The sequence below is a fragment of the Rhodococcus antarcticus genome, from assembly GCF_026153295.1.
Taxonomy (GTDB): domain Bacteria; phylum Actinomycetota; class Actinomycetes; order Mycobacteriales; family Mycobacteriaceae; genus Rhodococcus_D; species Rhodococcus_D antarcticus.
The window spans coordinates 588,497-610,999 of sequence record NZ_CP110615.1 but is presented as its reverse complement, the minus strand read 5'-3'; the positions used below and the strand labels follow the sequence as shown (position 1 = coordinate 610,999).

Below are 22,503 nucleotides of genomic sequence, written 5' to 3'. Positions count from 1 at the left end.
GGTCGAGCGATGAGTGAGGGCACCAGCGGGGTCTTCCGAGGGGTACGTCCCGTCGACTGGGTTCTCGCTGGGGCCCTCACCGGGTTCGGCGTCTACCTGATGGTCGCGAACGTCCAGTTCCAGGACGCCGACACCTCGGCCGACATCACCGCCGGGACCATGGTCCACCAGCTGTCCTCCCACTCGTGGGCCATGGTCCCGGTCTTCGCGCTCGCCACGGTCCCCGTGCTGTGGTGGCGGCGCAGCGTCATCGCCGTCACCGGGATCGCAGTGGCCGTGATGGCGCTCCACGACCTGCTCTTCGGCTGGGTGACCAGGTGTGGCGTCGGACTGCCGCTCGCCTTCGTCCTGGCCTATCTCGGCGCCGTCGCCCTGGAGCGCAAGCAGGCGTGGATCGTGCTGGGCCTCACCACGGTGCTCACGGCAGCGGTTGTCGTCGTGGACGCGACCACCGGCTTCGAACCGTTCGTGCTGGCCCTACCCATCGTGCTGATCGTCTTCGGGGTCGGTCGCGCGGTCCGTCACCGCACCGCCATGAGCGCGGAGCTCACGGCTCACACCGTCGAGCTCCGGCAGCTGCGCGACGAGCGGGTCGCGCTGGAAGTCGCAGGCGACCGCGTCCGGCTCTCCCATGAGCTCGACGGTCTCCTGCAGGTGCGGCTCGGCCAGCTCACGACCGCGGCGGACTCGGGGCAGGGCCTCGACGCGGCGGCCGCCAGGGCACTCTTCGAGTCCATCGAGATCGACAGCCGCGCGACGCTCGACGGGATGCGCGAGATCGTGGGGCTCCTGCGGGGTGGCGACGTGGCCCTGGCTCCGGCGCCCAGCGTCACGCACCTCGACGCGTTGCTGGCCCGGCACACGAGGGCGGACTCACGGTTGACCGTGACCGGCGACCCGCGCTCGCTGCCGGCGACGGTCGAGCTCTCGGCGTACCGCATCGTCGAGCACCTGGTGAACGTCCTGGCGGACCAGCCCAGCTCGCGCATCGAGGTCGGCGTGCGCTTCGAGGACGACGTCCTGGAGCTGCGCGTCAACGGTCCGGTCGATCGGACTGCCGACGTGAAGGCCGCCGTGGCACGGGCGAGGGAGCGCGCCAAGTTCCTCGGCGGCACGCTGGACGTCAAGGTGAGCCGGGGACGGGCCAACGCCGTGGCTCAGCTCCCCGTGCCGGGATAGCAGCGACTGGGATGCGTCGACTCGAGCGGGGTGGCATCACCCTGGCGGTCCTTGCCCTGGTGGCGCTGCCGACGGCGCTGCACGGCTGGCCCACGACGCTCGGCGGCAACCTGTTCACGGCCCTGATCCTGAGCGGCGGACTTGCGCTGACGTGGTGGCGACACCCCCGCGTCTCCTCGGTGGCGGCGCTCGGTCTGTTCCTGACGGCCCTCGCCCTCGGCGGCGGCTGGTTCCCCGACACGGGTGTCGCGCTCTACTCGGTCAGCTTCGCGGTGCTCGCGCTCGGCTGGTCGGGTCGCGCAGCGTGGCTGGTGGCCCTGTGCGGTCTCGCCTACCTCGTGCCGTTCCACCACCTGGCGGAGATGAACAGCTGGGTCGCTGCCCTCATGTTCACGGTGCCGCCGTACGCCGCCGGGACGGTGCTGCGGCTCCGCCAGGAGACGGCAGACGAGCTCGCTCTGCGCGCCCAGGAGCTCGAGGACGAGCGGAAGATCTTCGCCGAGATCGCCCTGCGGCACGAGCGGGCGCGCATCGCCAGCGAGCTGCACGACATCGTCGGCCACGTGATCAGCGTGATGGTGATCCAGGCAGCCGCAGGACAGCGGCTGGTCGACGCCGATCCCGAGCGGGCCAGGCAGGCGTTCGCGGCCATCTCGGAGTCTGCCCGGCAGGGCACGAAGGACCTCGAGCGGCTGATCGAGCTCCTCGGTGGCAGCGAGGACGACCACGTCGGGGGGCCGGACCTCTCGCTCGTCGACGAGGTGGTCGCCCGCGCCGGTCGCAGCGGGCTGGAGGTCACCTGCCGCTTCGAGGGAGACCGCGAGCGCATTCCGCAGCCAGTCGGACACCTCGCCTTCCGGGTGGTGCAGGAGAGCCTCACCAACGCGCTCAGGTACGCCCCAGGTGCGGGTGTTCGCATCGTGATCAGGGTCGATGAGGCCGAGCGTGGTCTCGACGTGCGGGTCGAGAACGACCGCGGCACCCAGATCCACGCGCCCCTCGCCGGCACCGGTCGCGGCCTGGTCGGCCTCCGCGAGCGCATCCAGACGCTCGGAGGACAGCTCAGCGCAGGAAGAACCGGAATGGGTGGCTGGGTGGTCGAAGCGCACCTCCCGGGAAGTTGGGCTGATCGGCAAGACGGTGCACGTGTCCTGCTGGCGCCCGACGTTCAGGGCCACCGCCTGGAGGTTGGTCCGGGCCCCGTGGAACGTCAGGTGGGTCCCGGTGAGATGGCAGCCCATCCGGTGTGGTCGTGGACGGCGATACCGAGGTAGGCAGGGTTGGTGCGCTCGACGGAGTCGATGACGCCGAGCTGGGTCTCGAGCTGGGTGTTGGTCTGCCCGAAGAACGTCTGCCTCACCTCGCCGGGGCTTGGACCGAGGTACCGGGTCTCCTGCCCGATGCGGGCCTTCTTGCCGACGGAACGGGCTGCGTTCAACGTGGGGCCCGCCAGCACCAGGGTGCCGTCCGGGCCGGTGGCGGTGTTGCGGTACGCCATGATGGCGACACTGCTGACCCTGGCCAGGACCGCGGTGTCGAGCTGGCCCCCCGCACCGTCCACGATGGTGTTGAACCAGAAGGGAACGTCCGCCTCGACAGGGCGACGACCGCCCTCGGCGCTCATTGCGGCCAGGGCCGCCAACAGGTGCAGGTAGCGGGTGGTGGTCCCCGCTCGGTCGGTCACCCGTGACGGGTTTGCGTAGGGCTCGATGTCGACGTGGATCCCGTCGAAGCCCACTGAGAGCGCCGGGGTCAGCCAGTTCTCGAGCACCCAGCCCTCGTTGTCGACCCAGCCGGGGTCACCTCCCAAGGCGTCGACCTCGATGCCGACGGCGTGCGCGGCGACGATGGTCTTCTGCGCCCGCGCCAGCACCGACGGTGAGCTGGTGACCTCACCAGGGATGGCCAGGAACAACCGGCCCACCCGGTGGCTCAGCGCGAAGGCGACCACCTCGACCGGGTCCGCCTCGTCCCACACCCACATCCCGCGGTCGTTGTCGGCCACCACGCGGGGGTGAGCACCGTGGTTCGCTGGCAGCGCGTCGGCGCCCCCAGCACCCAGGGTCAACTCCACACCCGCGGCGACCAGCAGAACCCGTGTGCGCACCCCGGCGTCCCCTGACCGCCCGCGCCGCAGCAGCGGAACCCGAGCCCCAGAATCGTGCCCACATCCATGATCGCTCCATGTCTTCGGGAACGCGGCCTGGCCCCACCACGGCGGACAGGTCACGCGTTGGCGGCGGTCAGTAGCTCCTGAGTCGTCCGCCGAGACCGGGACCAGGCCCGGTGTGACCCGGGGGCCGGCACCACCGTGCGGATCCAGTCGGCGAGATCGTCGACGACGTCCACTAGAACCTGCCCCTCTCGTTCCCACGGCGGGTGCCCCGCGAGGCACGGAGCCGGTGAACGGCCGCGACGTGGTGGGAGATCCTGCGACCCTGCGAGGTCGCAGCACGTCCACCTCCTCCGTCAGAGCAAACGTCGTGCGGCTCGAGCCGCGAGGTAGAGCTGGCCGAATCAGACGGCCGCCACGCCGATGAGGCCGTTGCGCGTCACCAGGCCCGCGAGCTCCTGCTCGGAGAGGCCGTCGGTGCCCACCGGCCGCCGCGGCAGCACCATGTGCCGCGACTCCGCGCTCGCATCCCACACCGTGATCTCGACGTCAGCCGGTACGTCGTAGCCGAACTCGTGCAGGACGCCCCGTGGGTCGCGCACCACCCGGGACCGGTAGCCCTCGCTCTTGTACCAGCTGGGCGACGGGCCGAGCAGGGCGATCGGGTAGCACGAGCAGAGCGTGCACACGATGACGTTGTGCGCAGCCGCGGTGTTCGCGACCACCTTCAAGCGCTGTTCCTGCAGACCCCCACCCATCGACAGGCCGACCTCGGGCAGGGCGAGGTTGGCGTTGTCCAGCAGCCGCTGCCGGAAGTCCTCGTCGACCCACGACCGGGCCACGACGCGGGCGCCGCTGGCCGGTGATGCCTTGGCGAGGTAGGCCGTCAGCGCCCGGTCCAGCTCGACCGGGTCGACCAGACCTCGTTGCTCCAGCAGTGCCTCGACGTGCCGCACCCTCGCCGACAGCGCAGTGGTCGCCCCGCCGTGGTCACCGCTCACAGCTCCTCCTGCAGGTAGCTCTCGAACAGCGCCAACATCACGCTGTGCTCGCCCTCGCCGAACAGCTCACGTGCGTCGAAGCGGACGGTGTACACGGTCTGCGTGTGCGCCGGCAGGCCGCGAGCGCGGTCGTCGGCGAGCGGGCTGGACCCCTCGGGTTCGAGCACGGTCCCGACCGCGCCTCGGGCGTAGCGCGGCAGCCGGGTGTGGTGCGGCGGGTCGGTGCGCCGGGTCCGGACGCGGGTGCCCGGGGGAAAGCGGTCAGCCACCGTGCACCTCGTCGTGCGACAGCACGCCCTTCTGGACGCACAGCGTCGTGACGGCGTGGAACCACTTCTCGTAGTAGCTCGACGCGAGGTACTCCGCCGGTGGCATCCGCTCGATCGCGTCGCGGAACTCGTCGAGGTTGTAGACCCCGGCGCCCAGGAGCGCCCGGTTCATCGCGAAGACGTGCGCCTCCCAGTCGGCGTGGAACGCGGGCTCGTCGAGCTCGGGCTGCGGCAGCTCGAAGCCCTCAACCCCACCGACGTCATTGATGCGCGCCACACCACCATCCTGTCACCCCGACCGGTCGCATCCCCCAGCTGGGGCGCGACGGGCCCGAGCATCCGTCGTCAGCAGGAGCCGCTGCCGTCACCCCTGCTGCGTCGGGGTCTGCTGCTCGACGTAGTCGTCGGGATCGGTGTCGTGGGCATTGATGCCCTGCGCGTGCTCGGACTCGAAGGTGGCAAACCGGACCGCCAGATCGTGACGGAGCTGGAGGCTGGCGTGCCGCCGGAAGTCGGCCAACGCTTCCCGTTCCTCTTCTCCCATGTGGTCACTGTTGGCCTCGCGAACCTCCGCCACCGCCTCCCACCAGGACGCGCTTCCCTCGTCGTGGTCCGCCGTGCGGGCGATGGCATCCCGGATGTCGTTGTGGTCGTGCACCGCGTCGCGGGTTTCCGCCGCCCCGCTGTCCTTGCTGCCCGCTCCCGTGCCGAGCCTCAGCAGCTCGGGGTAGAACACCCGCTCCTCGGCGGCGGCGTGCACCTCGAGCAGGACGCGGAGGCGGGCCCAGATCGCTGACACCGCCGCGGTGTCGCCCCGGTCGAGGTCGTCGAGCTGGGCGAACATCCGCCGCTGCTCGTGGTGGTCGCTCAGGATGAGCTCGGTGATGTCCACGGGGTCTCCCCACTCGTAGGTCCCGTCCGCCGGGTCGAACCTGCCGCAGACGGCTGCGTCCGGAACCTCCGCTGCAGCCGGGTGGCCGAGGACCGCACGACGTGCCGGACGGTGCATAGTTGTCGTCTGACAATTCTAGAGTCGTCGAGAGCGGATGGCAACGGCTCGGCACGACCCCGCCGGCGCACTCAGGACTGGTCGGCGAGATCTCGGAGGGCGGCGACGGCGCGGCGGCGCCTGGTGGGGGGCAGGGCGTCGAGCAGGGCGCGGAGCTCGGCGATGCGGTCGGCGTTGACGGCGTCGAGGGTGCGGTGGCCGTGGCGGGACAGGCTCATCCGCAGCTCGTTGCCGGGGCCGGCAGCCCGGTCGAGCAGGCCGTCGCGGACCAGGCGCTGGCACAACCTGCTCGCCGAGGGGTTGCTGGCACTGATCGCCTCGGCCACGGCGTTGATGCTCAAACCCCCTGGCACGCCGGCGATCACGGTGAGGGTGCGCACCTGGGTGGGGCTCAGCGATGGCCGCGCCGCCGCCCCCGCCCGGATGGTCGTGCTCAGGCAGACCGTGATGAGCGCCAGCATGGCCTCGTCAGCCCCCTCGATGTCACCGACGTCGGTGTCGCGGGCTCCCGCCTCGGTGGTGGTGCTGCTTCGTTCGGCGGCGGACATCCACGAAGAGTAGTAGTTGTCGTCACGCATCTACATGCTGCACCACACCTGTCACGGGCGCACCCACCGCGCCGTGCCATCGGCAACGACCTCAGGAGAGAACATGACGAGCGTGACGCAGGTGCTCGCTGCGGGGCCGCAGGGGCCCACGACGGAGCTGACGGGGACCTCGGACTTCTCCCGCTGGCAGTACGAGCTGATCTTGTACGGGTTCGTGGTGGCGTTCTTCGCCTTGTTCGCCGCCGGGGTGTACGGGATCGCAACCCGCCAGGAGGTGTCGAAGAAGTACCGGCCGGCCGCGATGGCCAGCACCCTCATCTGCTGGATCGCGTCGCTGGCCTACCTGGCGCTGGTGGTGACGTGGCTGACGAAGTTCTCCTCGAACGGCGACGGCACCCGGTACGCCCCGGCCCCGGGCACGATCGTCACCGGGCTCCGGTACGCGGACTGGACGGTGACGGTGCCGCTGCTCACCGTGGAGCTGCTCGCGGTGTGCGTGGTGGCCCGGGAGAAGGTGCGCACCCTGCGGTTCACCACGATGGCCGCCGGGTTCCTCATGATCGTCACGGGCCTGTTCGGGGTCCTCGCCGTCGGCCAGTCCTCCGCCTCCACCGCCGAGCTGCTCATCTGGGGCACGGTGTCCTCGGTGTTCTTCGTCGCCCTGTACCCCCTGCTGCTGCGCCCGGTCGCGGCGACCCGCGCGGTGATCGGGGCAGAGGCGGGCACCAGCCTGCGCAACGCCACGATCCTGCTGCTGTCGGTGTTCGGGGTCTACCCGCTGGTCTTCCTCGTCCCGCTGTGGGCCGGGGACAGCTCGCCGGGCTGGGCCACCACCGTCCAGCTCGCGTTCACCGCCGCCGACATCGCCGCCAAGGTCGGGTTCGGAGTGATCATCCACAAGGTCGCGAAGCTCCGCACCGCCGAGGACGCGGCCAGCGACGCGGCCCTGGTCTCCGAGGAGTACCCGGCCGAGGTGTGGATCTCCGGGGAGCTCGTCAGCCTGCCCGGACACCCCACCCCCGAGCTGGGCGGAGTCGCCGCCAGGACCGGGACCCCCGGGACGGGTGCCCGGTAGCACCAGCGCCGTCGACCACCACCCAGCAGGCCCCCGCCCCCAGGGGGATCCCCCAGCACGGAGGTCCGTCCATGACCACCTCGGTCCACCGCCTCGCCGTTCGCGGACGGTCGACGACGCCCCGGGCGCTCCGGGGTGGAGGCCGGGGCGCGTCGAGGTGAGGATCCGGACCGGGCTCGAGGGTGCGGCCGGCGGCGCGGTGCAGGCCCGCCACGTCGCGCTGCTCGCCGCTGTCCTCGGCCTGAGCGTCGCCGACACCGCCACCGTCGGGGCGATCGCCGGCCCCCTCGAGCGGGCGCTGAGCATCGGCAACACCCAGATCGGTCTCCTCGTGACGGCGTCCACCGTGGTCGCCGCAGTCGCCACCCTCCCGCTGGGTGCCCTCGCCGACCGCGTCGACCGGGTCCGGCTGCTCACCGCCGCGATCCTCACCTGGTCGGCGGTCCTGCTGGTGTGCGGCGCGGCAACCAGCTACCCCGTGCTCCTGGGAGCCCGGCTGGTCCTCGGGGTGCTCGTGGCCACCGCGGGTCCGGTGGTCGCCTCCCTGAGCGGGGACCTGTTCCCGGCGGCGCAACGAGGACGGATCTACGGGCTCATCCTCACCGGGGAGCTCCTCGGTCTCGGCCTGGGATTCGTCGTCGGCGGGGAGATCGCAGCCGCCTTCTCGTGGCGGTGGGCGTTCTGGGTGCTCGCCGCCCCCGGACTGCTCGTCGCTGCCGCCGTGCGCACCGGGCTCGCCGAACCCCGACGCCAGGCCCGAGACCGGGACCGGGACCGCCACCGTGACCGCGACCGCGACCGCGACCTGCCCGAGGATGACGACGCGCCGGCGGCGGGCACACCGGAGCCGATGACGGCCTCGCTCGCGGCGCACCACGTGCGCCCCCACCCCGGCCGGGTGATCACCGACGACCCTGCGCAGTGGTCGCTCTGGCGGGCGGCGGGCTACCTCGTGACCAGCCGGTCGGTGCTCGCCCTCGTCGTGGCCTCCGGCCTCGGGTACGCCTTCCTGGCCGGGTTCAGGACCTTCGGGGTCCTCTACGTGCAGGACCGGTTCGGGCTCGGGCAGGCCTCGGCGACACTGCTGGTCGCCGTCATCGGCCTCGGCGCGCTGCTCGGGGTGCAGCTGACCGGTCGCCTGGCCGACCAGATGAGCAGGGCCGGCAACGTCGCGGCCCGGCCCCTGCTCGCCGCCGCGGCGTTCGGGGTCGCCGCCGTGGCGGTCGTCCCCGCCCTGCTGACGCCCTCGGCCGTGCTCTGCCTGGGGCTGCTGGCCCTCACCGCGGCCGCACTGGGTGGGGCCAACCCCCCGCTGGACGCAGCCCGTCTCGACCTGGTCCACCCCCGGCTCTGGGGCCGCGCCGAGGCGGTGCGCACCGTGCTGCGGCAGAGCCTCGAGGCCGGGGCACCCCTGCTCGTGGGCTACCTGTCCGTCCACCTCGGCGCCCGCACCAGCACCAGCAGCGCAGTGAGTGGCGTGGGCGGAACGACCGGCAGCGGTGGGAGCGACACCGCCCTGGGCCACACGTTCCTCGTCCTCGCCATCACCCTGCCCGTCGCGGCCGCCCTGCTGCTGAGGACCGCGCGCCGCACCTACCCCCGTGACGTCGCGACCGCCCTCGCCACTCCCCCCACCCGGCGAACCCAGCAAACCCAGGAGGAGCACCACCCATGACGACCACGATCAGCGACACCACCATCATCGACGAGCTGCACCGCGCCCTCGCCGAGAACGACGGCCTGCGCCAGCTCCTCGAGCGGTCGATCGTGACGGCCCACGAGCGCGCCGGGGCCGACCTCGACCCCGACCTCCGCGACGCCCTCGACTGGCCCACCACCCTCGAGGAGTACACCGACTACCTGCGCCGGTTCCTGAGCTGGATCCCCCAGGAGACCGGGGCGAAGGCGTGGAAGAAGCAGTCCGGTGGCACCACCTCCTCCCGGGAGGTCAGCGACCGGCTGGCCCACTTCTTCTGGCTCATCGACCAGAAGGACGGCCCCGACGGGCGAGCGATCGGCGAGGACTACCCGGCGTTCCGGCAGTGGTGCACCCACTTCGCACGGGAGTGGGGGGCCTTCCTCGACACCCCCGACTCCTTCAGCCCCGAGATCCTCGACTCCTTCACGACCCACGCCCCGGAGTACACGGTGGAGGAGTCGATGGTCGGTGGGCGACCCAACGCCCCCAGCGGATGGCTCACCTTCAACCAGTTCTTCGCCCGCGAGCTCAACCCAGGTCAGCGCCCCATCGCTGACCCCGGCAACAACCAGACCGTCGTCTCCCCTGCCGACTGCACCTACCAGCACAGCTACGCCATCGGCGAGGACTCGCAGATCCCGCCCACCACCCTCAAGGGCACCCACACCTACGGCAGCATCGACCAGCTGCTGGAGGGGAGCCGCTACGCCGACACCTTTGCCGGGGGCACCTTCGTCCACTACATGCTGCCCCCCTGGGCCTACCACCGGTTCCACCTGCCCGTTGCCGGGCAGGTCCAGGAGTCCTTCGTCATCCACGGCACCGTGGTCATGGAGGTCGACCTCGTCGACGGCGAGCTCGTCTCCAGCGACGCCACCACCACCGGCTTCGAGTTCTCCCAGACCCGCGGCGTCCTCACCGTCGACACCACCGGGTCACCGGCGGGCGACCTCGGGATCGTCGCCGTCGTCCCCGTCGGCATGTCCCACGTCGGCTCGGTCGTCCTCACCGCCGGGACCGGAACCCAACTGGACAAGGGCGACGAGTTCGGCTACTTCCAGTTCGGCGGATCCGACATCATCATGCTCTTCCAGGCAGGCGTCGAGACCCGCATCGACACCAGCACCGACCCCCGCAAGGTCGGGTCCCCCACCCTGCACGCGCAGCTCCGCACCAGCTGAACCCACGGGCGCAGGCCCCGCCGACGTCGAGGTGTTCCGCCTCGGCGGGAGTGGGCGCACGACCGGGTCGTCACCGACGGCACCGTTCACCGAGATGAAGGCAGAACAGTCACGTGAAGCTGCTCGACCCGGTCCTGCACGACCTGACCCCACACCACGTGGCCCTGTTCTGGCGGTACCAGGTGGTGCGCACCCTCGTCGACTTCGGGGCGGCCGCGTGCTTCGTCATCGGCAGCGCGTTCTTCTTCTTCACCGCGACCACGGTGGCCGCGGACTGGCTGTTCCTCGTCGGGTCGATCCTGTTCGCGGCGAAACCCACGATCGACGTCGTGCGTTCGGCCCACCTGAGGCGGCTGCCTGGCCAGGCCGCCAGTCGCGTCTGACCTGGGGACCTCCTGGCTCGACACCCCACACGTGAGACCGGGCCGGTGCGGGGCACGTGGCGGGCGACCGAGCCGAGCGCGTCAGCCACGGCGATCGGTCGACGGGGCGTGGGTGGTCGTGCGGATGGCCGGGACCGCCGGCGGGGTCACCCGGACCGCCGGCAGCCTGGCCCCGACCCACCGGGCGATCAAGGCCACGCCGTGACGAGCAGGTGTCAGGGTCCGAGGAGCTCGGAGGCGAGCTGGCGGAGGGTCGCACGGCCGACGGCCAGCTCCGCCCGGCCGGCGTCGGTGATGGCGTAGAAGCGGACCCTGCGGCTGTTGCGGGTGTCGTCACGGCCCACGAGGAGCCCCGCGGCCTCCATGCGGTGCAGCGCCGGGTACAGGGTGCCGGGGCTGACGGTGTGACCGTGCCGCGCCAGCTCGGCGGTCATCCAGGCCCCGTGCACCTCGTGCGCGGCCGCGTGGTGCAGCACGTGCATCTGGATGGCCCCCGCCAGCAACGACCTCATCCCGGCATCGTAGACCGATATCGCTGCCGCAAGCAGGTGCCCGCCTCGCCCGGCCCTGTACCGTATCGCTGACCGATATCGATGTGTGTAACGGAGGTCTCGACGGTGGCGGAGACAGCGGACGACCCAGGCACGGGGCCCCCAGCCGGGGCGGGGGGGTTGGCGCGTCGGCTGGGCGTGGGAGACGCCGTCGTGGTCGGGCTGGGGGCGATGCTCGGTGCCGGGGTGTTCGCCGCGTTCGCCCCGGCTGCACGGGCCGCCGGATCGGGTCTGCTGATCGGGCTCGCGGTCGCGGCGGTGGTGGCGTACTGCAACGCGACGTCCTCGGCCCGGCTGGCTGCCCTCTACCCGGAGTCCGGAGGCACCTACGTCTACGGGCGACGGCGCCTCGGTGACTTCTGGGGCTACCAGGCCGGGTGGTCGTTCATCGTGGGCAAGACCGCGAGCTGCGCGGCGATGGCCCTGACCTTCGCCGCCTACGCCGCACCCGGTCACGAACGGCCCGTCGCGGTCGCCGCCGTGGTCGTGCTCACCGCCGTCAGCTACCGCGGCGTGCAGAAGTCGGCGTGGCTGACCCGGATCATCGTGGTGCTCACCCTCGCGGTCCTGGCCCTGGTGGTCGTCGCCTCGCTGGCCGGGGGCACGGCGTCCACGGCGAACCTGTCCCCGTTCCCCGGGACGAGCGTGGGCGGTGTGCTGCAGGCGGCGGGGTTGCTGTTCTTCGCCTTCGCCGGCTACGCCCGCATCGCCACCCTCGGCGAGGAGGTCCGCGACCCGACCCGCACCATCCCCCGCGCCATCCCCCTGGCGCTGGGCATCGTGCTCGTCGTCTACGTGCTCGTTGCGGTCTCCGCGCTGCTCGCCGCCGGTCCGGGTGGGCTCTCGGAGACCGCCGCACCCCTGCGGGCGGCGGTGGCGGCCGGATCCTTCTCGGGCCTGTCCCCGGTGGTCCAGGTCGGCGCCGCGGTGGCCGCCCTGGGGTCGCTGCTCGCGCTGATCCTCGGCGTCTCCCGCACCACGCTGGCGATGGCCCGCGACCACCACCTGCCCACCGCCCTGGCCGCGGTGCACCCCCGCCACCAGGTCCCACACCGGGCCGAGCTCGCCGTCGCCGTCGTCGTCATCGTGCTCGTGGCCACCCTGGACCTGCGCGGGGCCATCGGGTTCTCCTCGTACGGGGTGCTCGTCTACTACGCCATCGCCAACGCCGCGGCCCTGACCCTCACCACCGCCGAGCGGCGACCACCCCGGTGGGTCCCGGCCCTGGGCCTGACCGGCTGCACCGTCCTCGCCCTGAGCCTGCCCCTGGCCTCCGTCCTCACCGGCACGCTCGTGCTCGCCGTCGGGGCCCTGCTGTGGGGGGTGCGCCACGTCGCGACCCGATGACCCCGGGTCGAGGTGCCGGGCCGGCGCACCGCGGACACGGTCGAGGACGGGGGCGGGCGTCCACCACAGGGCTCTTAACCCTGAACGGCGCGACATGAACCCGCAGCAACTGCCATCGTCACGGCGGGCCGAACGGCGTCCAACGACTGCGCTTCCCGCCCCCCTAGCAAGGAACCATCGTGCTCACCTACCTCCAGGCCGTCGTCATCGGCCTCCTGCAGGGCGTCACCGAGCTGTTCCCCGTCTCCAGCCTCGGCCACTCCGTCCTCGTGCCTGCCTGGCTCGGCGGGTCGTGGGCTGACCTGGTCACCCAGGGCGACGCCGGCAACAGCGAGGGGTCGCACTACCTGACGTTCATCGTCGCGCTGCACGTCGCCACGGCGATCGCGCTGCTCGTGTTCTACGCCAAGGACTGGGTGCGCATCATCGGCGCCTTCCTCACCAGCGTGCGCGCCCGCCGCATCGAGACATCCTCCCAGCGCCTCGCGTGGCTGATCGTCGCTGCCACCGTGCCGGTCGGCATCACCGGCCTCGCACTCGAGCACCCACTGCGCACCCTGTTCGCGAAGCCGTTGGCCGCGGCCATCTTCCTCACCGTGAACGGGCTCATCCTCGCCGGCGGAGAGGTGCTGCGCCGCCGCGCGGTGGCCGCCACCAAGCAGGGGCACACCAGCGGTGGCGTGGCGATCGGGACCCGCCGCACCCTGGACAACCTCGAGTACAAGGAAGCCGGGGTGATCGGGTTGTTCCAGACCCTGGCGCTGCTGGCCGGGATCAGCCGCTCCGGGATCACCATGGTCGGTGGCCTGCTGCGCGGGCTCGACCACGAGGACGCAGCCAAGTTCAGCTTCCTGCTCGCCACCCCCGTCATCCTGGCCGCGGGCGTGCTGAAGCTCCCGACCCTCGCCGGCCCCGGCGGAGACGGCATCCTCGGCCAGATCCTGCTCGGTGCTGTCGTCGCCGGGCTCGCCGCCTACGCCTCGGTGCGGTTCCTGACCCGCTACTTCACCACCCGCACCCTCCTCCCATTCGCGATCTACTGCCTCATAGCCGGGATCGCGTCAGTCATCCGCTTCGCCTGAACGGCGCCCGCCCCCACACCCTGTCGCGGCGACCTGCGCGGTCAGGCCGGGCCGAGCTGTTGGGCGATCGCTCGTGCCGCGTCTTGTGCCTGTGCCTGGTCGCTGCGCTGGGGTGCGGCGAGGAAGTCCGTCCCGCGCAGCGCGTGGTCGACGGGGCGTGGGTAGAGCCAGGCGTGGAAGTGCTGGACGCGGTCGCGGGTCGAGACCAGATGCACGCGCTCAGCATCGGTGCTGGCCCGCATGACCGTGTCGAGGCGGCGCAGAAGTCGCCCAAAAGCGGCTGCCTCCGCGTCATCCATGTCAGCCCGTCGAAGGAGGGCCACCGCTACAAGCGTCGGGCACCGGGCCAGGGGTCGATGGCCCGCGGTGTCCCGATGGAAGAACCCGCCACGACGAGCTCGCGAGGCGGAGGCCCAACCCGTGACGCTGTCTCCAGCGGCCGCGCGCAGCAGCGGGCGGCCACCTGGGACTTGCCGCCGTTCTTCACGCAGACGAGCAGCACCGACGGAGCCTCGGGGGTGCTCATGTGTGGACCCCGGTGGCGGTAAGGGTGCGCAGCCGCTGCCGGCCGACGGGGGACTCCGCGACCCGCGGAAGTACTACGAGCTGCTGGGCGAGGGCGGCGGCCTCGGCGAGGTAGCGGTGCTCGCCGGCGGCCCGGGCGGAGAGCACCGGGTCGGTGGGGTGCGCGGCGGCCAGGCTCTGGTTCAGCACCCAGGCGGTGGGGGTGATGCCGGTGCGGGCGAGGTCGGCCTGCAGGTGCGCGGCTTCGTGCACGGGGGTCGCCTCGGGCAGGGCGACCAGCAGGACGTGGGTGCGGTCGGGGTCGCGGAGCCGGTCGAGCAGGTGCAGCACGGGGGTGGGCATCTGCCCGGTCTGCCGGGTCAGCTCGCGGTGGTAGGTGCGGGCGGCGTCCAGCAGCAGCAGGGTGTGCCCGGTGGGCGCGGTGTCCACCACGACGAAGGTGTCCTGGGCCTGGGCGACGGTGCGGGCGAAGGCGTGGAAGACGGCGATCTCCTCGGTGCAGGGGGAGGCGAGGTCCTCGGCGAGCACGGCGCGGGCCCCATCGTCCAGCTCGGCCCCGGCAGTGGCCATGACCTCGGCGGTGTAGGTGGCGGTCTCGGCCACCGGGTCGATGCGGGAGACCACGAGCCCGTCGACACCAGCCCCGCCGACACGGGTCTCGTCGACACCGTCACCGAGGGCGGCGCTGAGGTGGGCGGCGGGGTCGGTGGTGGTCAGGTGCACCTGGTGCCCGCGGGCGGCCAGGGCGACCGCGACGGCGGCGGCGACGGTGGTCTTGCCGACCCCGCCCTTGCCCATCGTCATCACCAGTCCGGCCCCCGGGGCGGCCAGGCTGTCCACGAGGTCGTCGAAGCTCGTCGTGTCCACGTCGTCGCCCGGGGTCTCAACGTGCCCGAAGGCAGCGTCGGCGCCGGTGGCGAGGTCGCGCAGCGCGGCCAGCCCGACGGGGCTGACGGTGCGCAGGGCGACGGTGGTGCGGTCGAGGTCGGCCAGCGCCGCCGGCACGGCGTCCAGGGCGGTACGGGCCTGGGTGTGAAGGGCGGCGGCGAGGGGGTCACTCGTGCCGGGGGTGGCGGTGAACAGCCCGTTGACGACCAGTCGCTGGTGGGTGATGCCCAGCGTGCGGAGCTCGGTGGCGGCGCGGGCGGCCTCGGCCAGCGACGCGGTGTCCGGGCGTGCGACGAGGACCAGGGTGGTGGACGCCGGGTCGGACAGGGCAGCCACAGCCCGGGTGTACCGCTCCTGCTGGGTGGCCATCCCCGACAGGGGACCCAGGCAGGAGGTACCGGTGCCGTCACCGATGAACGTCGACCACGCCGCGGGCAGGGCCAGCAGGCGCAGGGTGTGCCCGGTGGGGGCGGTGTCGAACACGACGTGGTCGAAGCCCGCGGTGACCGTGGTGTCGGTGAGCAGGGCGGTGAACTCGTCGAACGCAGCGATCTCCACCGTGCAGGCCCCCGAGAGCTGCTCCTCGACCCGGGCCACCGCACTGTCGGGCAGCACCCCCCGGTAGGGGCCGATGACCCGCTCCCGGTACGCCGCCGCGGCGGCCTCGGGGTCCACGTTCAGCGCCGACAACCCCGGGACCCCGGCGATCGGGGTCGGGGTGGTGCCCACGGGCTGACCGAGGACCTCATCCAGGTTGGAGGCCGGGTCGGTGCTCACCAGCAGCACCCGTCGCCCGAGCCCGGCCAACCCGATCGCGGTCGCGCAGGCGGTGGAGGTCTTGCCCACCCCACCCTTGCCGGTGAGGAACAGGTGCCGCGTCGTGGTGGAGACGACCAGGCCGGCGATCCCGGGCGCGGTCATCAGCAGCAACCGTCCGTGGTCGCAGACCCGGTGGGGGCGCAGCAGCCCTCGGCCTGCGGGGCCAGCAGCTCCACCCCGGCCACCGGGGCGGAGAGCCCAGCCGCGGTGGCGAGCTCGGTGCGGGAGAGCCAGGTTCCCGAGGAGCGGAGCTTGCCGTCGACCAGCACGATCGGCAGTGCTTCCTCGCCCCCCGAGGCCAGCATCGCCGCGACCAGCGGGTTCGCGACGAACGCGCCAGGTTCCTGGGCGAGGTTGCGCCGGGTCACGGTCGCGCCCTGCTCGCCGAGCCAGCGCAGGTCGGACTCGAACCGGGCCAGTGCCGGATCCACCGACGGCCCGCACACCCCGGTGGAGCAGCACATCGCCGGGTCGTAGACGTCCACCGCGACGCTGGTGGTGGTCTCCGGGGTGGTGTTCTCGGTCGTGGCCACAGGGGTTTCCTCGGTGGTGCTGGGCAGGGTGGCGCGGATGATCGCGGCCCGGGCGTGGGTGTGGACGCGGTGGGTGGGGCGGATCTCGACGTCGGTGAACCCGGTGCCGGCAAGGCCGGCGGTCATCTCGGCCAGCGTCAGGGCCCCGGCGATGCACCCGGTCCAGGCGGCCATGTCGGCCTTGGTGGTGGCGTCCATGTCGCCGTCGGCGATGACGTCGGAGAACGCGAGCCGCCCCCCGGGTCGCAGCACCCGGGCGACCTCGGCCAGGACGATGGTCTTGTCCGCGGCCAGGTTGAGCACGCAGTTGGAGATGACGACGTCCACGCTGTCGGTGGGTAGCGGGATGTCCTCCAGGTAGCCCTGGACGAACTCGACGTTGCTGACCCCGGCGGTGGTGGCGTTGGCCCGGGCGAGGGCGAGCATCTCGGTGGTCATGTCCAGCCCGATCACCCGCCCGGTCGGCCCAACCCGGCGCGCGGAGATCAGCACGTCACCCCCGGATCCGGAGCCGAGGTCGAGCACGGTCTCCCCGGCGTGCAGGTCGGCGACCGCGGTGGGGACCCCGCAGCCGAGCGAACCGGCCAGCGCGGCCGCGTCCTGCCCGACCTCGGCCACGTCGTAGAGGAACGACCCGAACACGGCGGTGCCGTCGGCGTCGTTCGCCAGGTCTACCGGGGCGCCACCGCAGCAGCTGGTGGACCCGGCGGCGGCGGCGTAGCGGGCGCGGACGGTCTCGCGGATGTCCTCGGGTGCACTGGTCATGGTGTTGTCCCTTCCGAGCGGGTGCTGTGGTCGGCGTGCAGCGTCGGGTGACCGGGGTGCGGCCCGGGCGAGGCCACCTGCTCGGGACCACCAGTCCCGAGAAGCTCGTCCATCAGTGCCTCGATGCGGGTGCGGAAGTCGTCCCGGATGGGGCGCACCGCCTCCACCCCCTGCCCGGCAGGGTCGTCGAGGGACCAGTCGAGGTAGCGCCTTCCGGGGAAGATCGGGCAGGCGTCGCCGCAGCCCATGGTGATGACCACGTCGGAGGCCTCGACCGCGTCGGTGGTGAGGACCTTCGGGGTGGCGTGGGAGATGTCGATGCCCACCTCGGCCATCGCCGCCACCGCCGCGGGGTTCACCTGGTCGCCGGGCAGGCTCCCGGCGGAGCGCACCTCCACCGCCCCCTTGGACAGGGCGGTGAGAAACCCGGCGGCCATCTGGGAGCGGCCCGCGTTGTGCACGCACACGAGCAGCACCGACGGCGTCACCGGACGGGGCGGGGCAGGGCGATCGGGGGTGGTCACGGGGGTTGTCTCCCTGAACTCTCGGGTGGTGTGAGCGCTCGGTCAGGCTGGGTTGGACAGGGCGGCCTCCTACGTCTCGGCGGTGACAGCAATCGGTGTGGTGGTGCGGTCGCGGAAGCGCCGGCGCAGCGCGAGGCTCACGTACACCAGGCCCACCAGGACGGGGACCTCGATGAGCGGTCCGACGACCCCGGCCAGGGCCTGGCCGGAGGTGACCCCGAAGGTGGCGATGGCCACGGCGATGGCGAGCTCGAAGTTGTTGCCGGCGGCGGTGAACGCCAGCGTCGTGGTCCGCTCGTAGCCCAAACCCAGGCCGGCCCCGAGGGCGTACCCACCGCCCCACATCGCCGCGAAGTACACGAGTAGCGGCAGCGCAATCCGGACGACGTCGAGCGGGTTCGAGGTGATCGCGTCGCCCTGCAGGGCGAACAGCACGACGATGGTGAACAGCAGCCCGTACAGGGCGAACGGCCCGACGCGGGGGATGAACGCCTCCTCGTACCAGGTGCGGCCCTTGGCCTTCTCCCCGATCCGCCGGGACAGGAACCCAGCGAGCAGCGGGATGCCCAGGAAGATCAGGACGCTGCGGGCGATGTCCCAGGTGGAGGCGTCGATCCGGGTCTGGTCCAGGCCGAGCCAACCGGGCAGCACGTTGAGGTAGAACCAGCCCAGGACGGCGAAGGCGACCACCTGGAACACCGAGTTGATCGCGACCAGCACCGCGGCGGCCTCCCGGTCCCCGCAGGCCAGGTCGTTCCAGATGATGACCATGGCGATGCAGCGGGCGAGGCCCACGATGATCAACCCGGTGCGGTACTCGGGCAGGTCCGGCAGGAACACCCAGGCCAGGGTGAACATGAGCAGCGGTCCCAGCACCCAGTTCAGCAGCAGCGACGACGCGAGCAGCCGCCTGTCGCCGGTGACCGAGCCCATCCGGTCGTAGCGGACCTTCGCCAGCACCGGGTACATCATGACCAGCAGGCCGATCGCGATGGGCAGGCTGATCCCGTCGACCTGCACCGCCTGCAGCACGGCGCCGAGTCCCGGCACGCCGCGGCCCAGCAGCAGCCCGGCCACCATGGCCACCCCGATCCACACGGGCAGGAACCGGTCCAGCGTGGAGAGCTTGCCGACCACGACGTTCTCACCGCGGTCGACCATCGCCGGGACCGTCATGACAGGACCTCCAGCTCAGCAGCGGGAACGTCGGCGACGGTCAGCTCGGCGGGCCCGAGGACCGCGGCCAGCTGGGCCAGCGCCGCGGGCACCACCCAGTAGAAGACCCACGTCCCGCGACGCTCGCACTCCAGCAACCCCGCCTCCCGCAGCACCCTCAGGTGGTGGGAGATCGTCGGCTGGGACAGGTCGAAGGCAGGCGTCAGGTCGCACACGCAGGCCTCCCCACCCTCGTGGGAGGCGACCATGCTCAGCAGCCGCAGCCGCACCGGGTCCCCCAGCGCCTTGAACATCCGGGCCAGCTCTCCCGCCCAGTCCTGCGTCAGCGGCTCGTGCGCCAACGGGGCACAGCACGGGACCGTTCCCGCGGGCGAGCCTTGGTTCGACATGTGTCAATGTTGACACCCATCGAAGTAGTCCGCAAGGTCCCCGCCGTCCGCGACCCCCACGGCGACCGAGCGACCGAGCGACCGAGCGACCGAGCGACCGGGACGAGATCAGCGCCAGTGCCCCCGCGCCACCAGCTCGGTGACCACGACCACCGCCACCGCCTCGACCGCCAGCAGGGCCACCAGTACGAACACCTGCACCGCCCCGGCCGACACCGGGCTCGCCCCGGCCAGGAGCAGACCCACGAACGCCCCGGGCAACGTCACCAGGCCCACGGTCCGCGTCTGGTCCAGCGCAGGCACCAGCGCCCTCGAGGCAGCATCCCGGCACACCAGGAGCGCCGCGTCGCGATCGAGCAGACCCAGCGCCAGCCCGGCCTCCAGCTCACCTCGGCGCGAGCGGAGCTCGTCGAGCGCCGTCCGCCCGGCCAGCGACGTGGCGGTCATCGCCCCGCCCAGCAGGATCCCGCTCACCGGGATCACCGCCAGTCCCGTCCGGGGCAGGAGCCCGCTCAGCAGCAGCGCCAGGACGACCGGTGCCGCTCCCGCCAGCAGCGGCACCGCCGCCCACCACCACCCGGGGCCACGGGTCAGCCGTCGCCCCGCCGTCCAGGTGGCCGCCGCCGCCATCAGGGCCACGAAGATCAGCGACAACCAGAACGACCGCAGCAGCACACCGATCACGAGCGCGACCGCGGTGAGCTGGACCACCGCTCGCAGCGCGGCCACGAGCACCTGCCGCTCGTGCCCCAGCCCACCCAGCCGGGACACCGCCGCCGCGAGCAGCGCCAGCACGACCACGGCCACCGCCAGACCCGGACCGACGGCGACGAGGGTGCTGGAGCTCACCGGCTCAGACTGCACCCGCACGCCCGGCGAGGTGGGCACCCGGGTCGTCGAGCACGGCCCGCACCACCGATCCGGCCGCCCCGCGCACGGCCGCCCCGGACCCGAGGGTCGACACGATCACGGCCGGGCACGCACCACCCCGGGACCGGGCCGCGAGCTGCGCGACGATCGGCGGCACCAGCCACCGTCCCAACCGGGCGTGCAGCCCACCCAGGACCACCGCGGGCACGTCGAGCAGGTTCACGGCCCCGACGACGGCGATCCCCAGGGCCCGACCCGCCACCGCGAGGGCCTCGAGCGCCCGGGGCTCACCACGGTCGGCGGCCGCCTCGAGCGCGTCGACCGTGCGCACCCCGGCCGCGCCGAGCAGCGCGCGCTGGCCGGCCACCTGTTCCAGGCACCCCCGCCCCCCGCAGCGGCACAGCGCACCGCCCGGGTCGACCACCACGTGCCCGAGCTCGCCGGCCCGACCACCTCCTCCCCCGAACAAGGTCCCGCCCAGCACGATCCCCGCGCCCACCCCGATCTCGCCCGACACGTGCAGGAAGTCCTGCACGCCGTCGAGGCCGCCGAACCACAGCTCGCCCAGCGCACCGAGGTCCGCCTCGTTGCCCGCGCGCACGTCCAGACCCAGCCGCGCGGTCAGCTCGGCACCCACGTCGAGCCCGGCCCAGCCCGGCAGGTTGGGCGCCTGCTGCAGCACCCCCGACCGGTCCACCACCCCGGCCACCGCAGCCACCGCGCCCACGGCCCGCAGCCCGCCCGTCTCGGCGAGCACCTGCCGCGCCAGCTCGGCGACCGCGTCGAGACCCGCAGCCGGGCTCGACCACGCAGACCCGTCCGAGGGCGCCGTCCGCAGTGCCCGCACCGCGCCGGAGAGGTCCAGCACGCAGGCGCGGGCGCGGTCGACGTTCAGCTCGACGCCCAGCGCAGCAGGTCCGGACCGGCTCAGCCGCAACGGGTTCGCGGGCCGGCCGGGCACGCCACGATCGGCCTCGAGCTCCTCGAGCAGGTGCCCGGCGAGCAGCTCGTCGACCAGGGAGGACACCGTGCCGCGGGTGAGGCCGCTCAGCTCGGCCACACGTGCGCGGGCCACGGGCTCGGCCGCCGCGACCCGCCGCAGCACCAGGCCCAGGTTGTGCCGGCGGACGGTCCGCGCCCCCGCCGGAGCACTCACCCGGTGGCAGGGCGACGGTGCGCGGTGAGCCCGCGGACCTCGGCGTAGCGCGTGCGGACGGCGGGGTCCGCGCGCGCGTCGTGCACCACCGTCGCGGAGGCGTCCCAGCTCGGCGGCGCGTCGGTGCCGGCCAGGACCCACGCGGCCTGCCGGGCGGCACCGGCCGCGACGTGCTCGCCCTCCGGGGGCACCAGCACCGTCCGGCCGAGCACCGCGGGGGCGATCTCCGCGACGGCCGCCGACCGCGCGCCTCCTCCGACGAGCACCACCCGCTCCACGGGCACGTCGAGGTCGACCAGGGCATCGACCCCGTCGGCGAGCCCGCACAGCAGGCCCTCGACCGCGGCCCGCGCGAGGTGCGCCGGGGTGGAGCTCGCCAGCGTCCAGCCGTGCACCGCACCCGTGGCGTCCGGCTCGTTGGGGGTGCGCTCCCCCTCCAGGTAGGGCACCACGACGAGCCCGTCGGCCCCGGACGGAGCGGACAGCGCGAGCCGCGAGAGCTCCGCGTGGTCCACCCCGAGCAGGGTCGCGGTGGCGTCGAGCACCCGAGCGGCGTTCAGCGTGCACACGAGCGGCAGGTGCTCGCCGGTGGCGGAGGCGAACCCGGCCACCGTGCCCGTGGGGTCGGCGGTGGAGGTCGCGCTCACCGCGCACACCACCCCGGAGGTGCCGATGGAGATCACCACGTCGCCGCGGGTGGCCCCGAGACCCAGTGCAGCCCCGGCGTTGTCACCGGTCCCGGGCCCCACGAGCACGCCGCCCGGGGTCCGCCCCGCCGCCTCGTGCGGGCCGAGCACCCGGGGCAGCAGCACGTCGTCCCGGCCCAGCGCCAGACGCAGCAGGTCGAGGCGGTACTCGCCGGTGACCGGGGACCAGTAGCCGGTGCCGCTGGCGTCGCTGCGGTCGGTGACGAGGTCGGCCAGGTCGCCGGTGCCCAGCAGCCTCCAGGTCAACCAGTCGTGCGGCAGGCACACCGCGACCGTGCGACGGGCGTTCTCCGGCTCGTGCTCCGCGAGCCAGCGCAGCTTGCTGACCGTGATGGACGCGACGGGCACCGTGCCCACCCCCTCCGCCCAGCCCTGGGACCCCAGCTCGGCGACGAGCTCGGCCGCCGCCGCCGCGGAGCGGGTGTCGTTCCACAGCAGCGCCGGACGCACCACGTCACCGGACTCGTCCAGGCACACCATCCCGTGCTGCTGGCCGGACACGGCGATCGCGGACACGTCGTCCAGCCCGCCCGCCGCCGCCACGGCCTGCTCGAGCGCAGCCCACCACGCCGCCGGGTCGACCTCGGTCCCGACGGGGTGCGGGGCCGAGCCCGAGCGACGCTCCGCGCCGGTGTCGGCGTCGCGCACCACGACCTTGGTGCTCTGGGTGGACGAGTCGACACCCGCCACCAGGACCCCGCCGCCCAGGGTCAT

24 protein-coding genes and 1 pseudogene are annotated in these 22,503 nt (G+C 72.9%); 8 read left to right on the top strand and 17 right to left on the bottom strand.

Features of this window, described 5'->3' with window-relative positions:
• The first annotated feature begins 9 nt into the window (after positions 1-9).
• Both RHODO2019_RS03060 and RHODO2019_RS03055 read left to right on the top strand, forming a co-directional pair.
• Positions 10-1,179, top strand: coding sequence for a sensor histidine kinase (locus tag RHODO2019_RS03060; RefSeq protein ID WP_265383574.1), 1,170 nt, complete (start codon positions 10-12; stop codon positions 1,177-1,179).
• Positions 1,180-1,190: 11 nt separating this feature from the next.
• On the top strand, positions 1,191-2,453 hold the full coding sequence (locus RHODO2019_RS03055) for a sensor histidine kinase (RefSeq protein WP_265383573.1): 1,263 nt from the start codon (positions 1,191-1,193) through the stop codon (positions 2,451-2,453).
• Here RHODO2019_RS03055 and RHODO2019_RS03050 read toward each other — a convergent pair.
• From RHODO2019_RS03050 to RHODO2019_RS03030, 6 genes are all read right to left on the bottom strand, one after another.
• Positions 2,390-3,286: a hypothetical protein gene (locus RHODO2019_RS03050; RefSeq protein WP_265383572.1), complete on the bottom strand. Its 897-nt coding sequence runs from the start codon at positions 3,284-3,286 to the stop codon at positions 2,390-2,392. The genes RHODO2019_RS03055 and RHODO2019_RS03050 overlap by 64 nt on opposite strands.
• A gap of 410 nt (positions 3,287-3,696) precedes the next feature.
• Positions 3,697-4,293 (bottom strand): nitrile hydratase subunit alpha, encoded by a 597-nt coding sequence (locus tag RHODO2019_RS03045; protein WP_265383571.1) that lies wholly within the window; start codon positions 4,291-4,293, stop codon positions 3,697-3,699.
• Positions 4,290-4,562 (bottom strand): SH3-like domain-containing protein, encoded by a 273-nt coding sequence (locus tag RHODO2019_RS19280; protein WP_354005568.1) that lies wholly within the window; start codon positions 4,560-4,562, stop codon positions 4,290-4,292. Before RHODO2019_RS19280 ends, RHODO2019_RS03045 begins: the two co-directional genes overlap by 4 nt.
• On the bottom strand, positions 4,555-4,839 hold the full coding sequence (locus RHODO2019_RS19275) for a hypothetical protein (protein ID WP_354005566.1): 285 nt from the start codon (positions 4,837-4,839) through the stop codon (positions 4,555-4,557). Before RHODO2019_RS19275 ends, RHODO2019_RS19280 begins: the two co-directional genes overlap by 8 nt.
• An 87-nt stretch (positions 4,840-4,926) precedes the next feature.
• Positions 4,927-5,454 carry a hemerythrin domain-containing protein gene (locus RHODO2019_RS03035; protein WP_265383570.1) on the bottom strand — a complete coding sequence of 176 codons (528 nt, stop codon included), beginning with the start codon at positions 5,452-5,454 and terminating at the stop codon, positions 4,927-4,929.
• Positions 5,455-5,642: 188 nt separating this feature from the next.
• A complete protein-coding gene (locus RHODO2019_RS03030; RefSeq protein ID WP_265383569.1) occupies positions 5,643-6,119 on the bottom strand; it encodes a MarR family winged helix-turn-helix transcriptional regulator in 477 nt (158 codons plus the stop codon).
• Between the two features lie 103 nt (positions 6,120-6,222).
• On the opposite strand from RHODO2019_RS03030, the gene RHODO2019_RS03025 reads away from it, so the two are divergent.
• From RHODO2019_RS03025 to RHODO2019_RS03010, 4 genes are all read left to right on the top strand, one after another.
• Positions 6,223-7,194: a bacteriorhodopsin gene (locus RHODO2019_RS03025; protein ID WP_265383568.1), complete on the top strand. Its 972-nt coding sequence runs from the start codon at positions 6,223-6,225 to the stop codon at positions 7,192-7,194.
• Between the two features lie 157 nt (positions 7,195-7,351).
• Positions 7,352-8,869 carry an MFS transporter gene (locus RHODO2019_RS03020; RefSeq protein ID WP_265383567.1) on the top strand — a complete coding sequence of 506 codons (1,518 nt, stop codon included), beginning with the start codon at positions 7,352-7,354 and terminating at the stop codon, positions 8,867-8,869.
• Complete coding sequence (locus RHODO2019_RS03015; protein ID WP_265383566.1) at positions 8,866-10,074, top strand: phosphatidylserine decarboxylase; 1,209 nt, start codon at positions 8,866-8,868, stop codon at positions 10,072-10,074. Before RHODO2019_RS03020 ends, RHODO2019_RS03015 begins: the two co-directional genes overlap by 4 nt.
• Before the next feature lie 113 nt (positions 10,075-10,187).
• The gene (locus RHODO2019_RS03010) at positions 10,188-10,457 is read left to right on the top strand and encodes a YrhK family protein (RefSeq protein WP_265383565.1); all 270 of its coding nucleotides are present in this window, start codon (positions 10,188-10,190) and stop codon (positions 10,455-10,457) included.
• Positions 10,458-10,672: 215 nt separating this feature from the next.
• Here the strand turns inward: RHODO2019_RS03010 and RHODO2019_RS03005 are convergent, their stop codons facing one another.
• Positions 10,673-10,969 carry an Rv3488 family transcriptional regulator gene (locus RHODO2019_RS03005; RefSeq protein WP_265383564.1) on the bottom strand — a complete coding sequence of 99 codons (297 nt, stop codon included), beginning with the start codon at positions 10,967-10,969 and terminating at the stop codon, positions 10,673-10,675.
• A gap of 81 nt (positions 10,970-11,050) precedes the next feature.
• Here RHODO2019_RS03005 and RHODO2019_RS03000 point away from each other — a divergent pair, with 81 nt between their 5' ends.
• Together RHODO2019_RS03000 and RHODO2019_RS02995 are read left to right on the top strand one after the other, a co-directional pair.
• Complete coding sequence (locus RHODO2019_RS03000; RefSeq protein WP_265383563.1) at positions 11,051-12,355, top strand: APC family permease; 1,305 nt, start codon at positions 11,051-11,053, stop codon at positions 12,353-12,355.
• Positions 12,356-12,534: 179 nt separating this feature from the next.
• Complete coding sequence (locus RHODO2019_RS02995; protein ID WP_265383562.1) at positions 12,535-13,437, top strand: undecaprenyl-diphosphate phosphatase; 903 nt, start codon at positions 12,535-12,537, stop codon at positions 13,435-13,437.
• Positions 13,438-13,478: 41 nt separating this feature from the next.
• Here RHODO2019_RS02995 and RHODO2019_RS02990 read toward each other — a convergent pair whose 3' ends face one another.
• The 10 genes and pseudogenes from RHODO2019_RS02990 to xylB form a co-directional block, all read right to left on the bottom strand.
• Complete coding sequence (locus RHODO2019_RS02990) at positions 13,479-13,736, bottom strand: hypothetical protein (protein ID WP_265383561.1); 258 nt, start codon at positions 13,734-13,736, stop codon at positions 13,479-13,481.
• Between the two features lie 26 nt (positions 13,737-13,762).
• Positions 13,763-13,963 (bottom strand): hypothetical protein, encoded by a 201-nt coding sequence (locus RHODO2019_RS02985; RefSeq protein WP_265383560.1) that lies wholly within the window; start codon positions 13,961-13,963, stop codon positions 13,763-13,765.
• The gene (arsA, locus tag RHODO2019_RS02980; protein WP_265383559.1) at positions 13,960-15,771 is read right to left on the bottom strand and encodes an arsenical pump-driving ATPase; all 1,812 of its coding nucleotides are present in this window, start codon (positions 15,769-15,771) and stop codon (positions 13,960-13,962) included. The genes RHODO2019_RS02985 and arsA overlap by 4 nt, the downstream gene beginning before the upstream one ends.
• Positions 15,771-16,967: an arsenite efflux transporter metallochaperone ArsD gene (gene arsD / locus RHODO2019_RS02975; RefSeq protein WP_265383558.1), complete on the bottom strand. Its 1,197-nt coding sequence runs from the start codon at positions 16,965-16,967 to the stop codon at positions 15,771-15,773. Before arsD ends, arsA begins: the two co-directional genes overlap by 1 nt.
• A 98-nt stretch (positions 16,968-17,065) precedes the next feature.
• Positions 17,066-17,404: pseudogene (locus RHODO2019_RS02970) on the bottom strand (arsenate reductase ArsC); the annotation flags it as partial.
• A 156-nt stretch (positions 17,405-17,560) separates the two neighbouring features.
• Positions 17,561-18,667 carry an ACR3 family arsenite efflux transporter gene (gene arsB / locus RHODO2019_RS02965; RefSeq protein WP_265383557.1) on the bottom strand — a complete coding sequence of 369 codons (1,107 nt, stop codon included), beginning with the start codon at positions 18,665-18,667 and terminating at the stop codon, positions 17,561-17,563.
• A complete protein-coding gene (locus RHODO2019_RS02960; protein WP_265383556.1) occupies positions 18,664-19,056 on the bottom strand; it encodes an ArsR/SmtB family transcription factor in 393 nt (130 codons plus the stop codon). The genes arsB and RHODO2019_RS02960 overlap by 4 nt, the downstream gene beginning before the upstream one ends.
• 108 nt (positions 19,057-19,164) lie before the next feature.
• Entirely contained in the window at positions 19,165-19,905 is a 741-nt protein-coding gene (locus RHODO2019_RS02955) for an ABC transporter permease (RefSeq protein ID WP_265383555.1), read from the bottom strand.
• A gap of 4 nt (positions 19,906-19,909) precedes the next feature.
• Positions 19,910-21,082, bottom strand: a complete 1,173-nt coding sequence (locus RHODO2019_RS02950; RefSeq protein WP_265383554.1) for an ROK family protein — start codon at positions 21,080-21,082, stop codon at positions 19,910-19,912.
• Entirely contained in the window at positions 21,079-22,503 is a 1,425-nt protein-coding gene (xylB, locus tag RHODO2019_RS02945) for a xylulokinase (RefSeq protein ID WP_265383553.1), read from the bottom strand. Before xylB ends, RHODO2019_RS02950 begins: the two co-directional genes overlap by 4 nt.

Excerpts from the sequence above, each read along its gene's own strand:
- arsA (WP_265383559.1), bottom strand. The coding sequence starts at position 15,771 with ATGACCGCGCCCGGGATCGCCGGCCTGGTCGTCTCCACCACGACGCGG.
- RHODO2019_RS03060 (WP_265383574.1), top strand. The coding sequence starts at position 10 with ATGAGTGAGGGCACCAGCGGGGTCTTCCGAGGGGTACGTCCCGTCGAC.
- xylB (WP_265383553.1), bottom strand. The coding sequence starts at position 22,503 with ATGACCCTGGGCGGCGGGGTCCTGGTGGCGGGTGTCGACTCGTCCACC.
- RHODO2019_RS03025 (WP_265383568.1), top strand. The coding sequence starts at position 6,223 with ATGACGAGCGTGACGCAGGTGCTCGCTGCGGGGCCGCAGGGGCCCACG.
- RHODO2019_RS02990 (WP_265383561.1), bottom strand. The coding sequence starts at position 13,736 with ATGGATGACGCGGAGGCAGCCGCTTTTGGGCGACTTCTGCGCCGCCTC.
- RHODO2019_RS03005 (WP_265383564.1), bottom strand. The coding sequence starts at position 10,969 with ATGAGGTCGTTGCTGGCGGGGGCCATCCAGATGCACGTGCTGCACCAC.
- arsB (WP_265383557.1), bottom strand. The coding sequence starts at position 18,667 with ATGACGGTCCCGGCGATGGTCGACCGCGGTGAGAACGTCGTGGTCGGC.
- RHODO2019_RS02985 (WP_265383560.1), bottom strand. The coding sequence starts at position 13,963 with ATGAGCACCCCCGAGGCTCCGTCGGTGCTGCTCGTCTGCGTGAAGAAC.
- RHODO2019_RS02960 (WP_265383556.1), bottom strand. The coding sequence starts at position 19,056 with ATGTCGAACCAAGGCTCGCCCGCGGGAACGGTCCCGTGCTGTGCCCCG.
- RHODO2019_RS03015 (WP_265383566.1), top strand. The coding sequence starts at position 8,866 with ATGACGACCACGATCAGCGACACCACCATCATCGACGAGCTGCACCGC.
- RHODO2019_RS03030 (WP_265383569.1), bottom strand. The coding sequence starts at position 6,119 with ATGTCCGCCGCCGAACGAAGCAGCACCACCACCGAGGCGGGAGCCCGC.
- RHODO2019_RS03055 (WP_265383573.1), top strand. The coding sequence starts at position 1,191 with ATGCGTCGACTCGAGCGGGGTGGCATCACCCTGGCGGTCCTTGCCCTG.
- arsD (WP_265383558.1), bottom strand. The coding sequence starts at position 16,967 with ATGACCAGTGCACCCGAGGACATCCGCGAGACCGTCCGCGCCCGCTAC.
- RHODO2019_RS03000 (WP_265383563.1), top strand. The coding sequence starts at position 11,051 with ATGTGTGTAACGGAGGTCTCGACGGTGGCGGAGACAGCGGACGACCCA.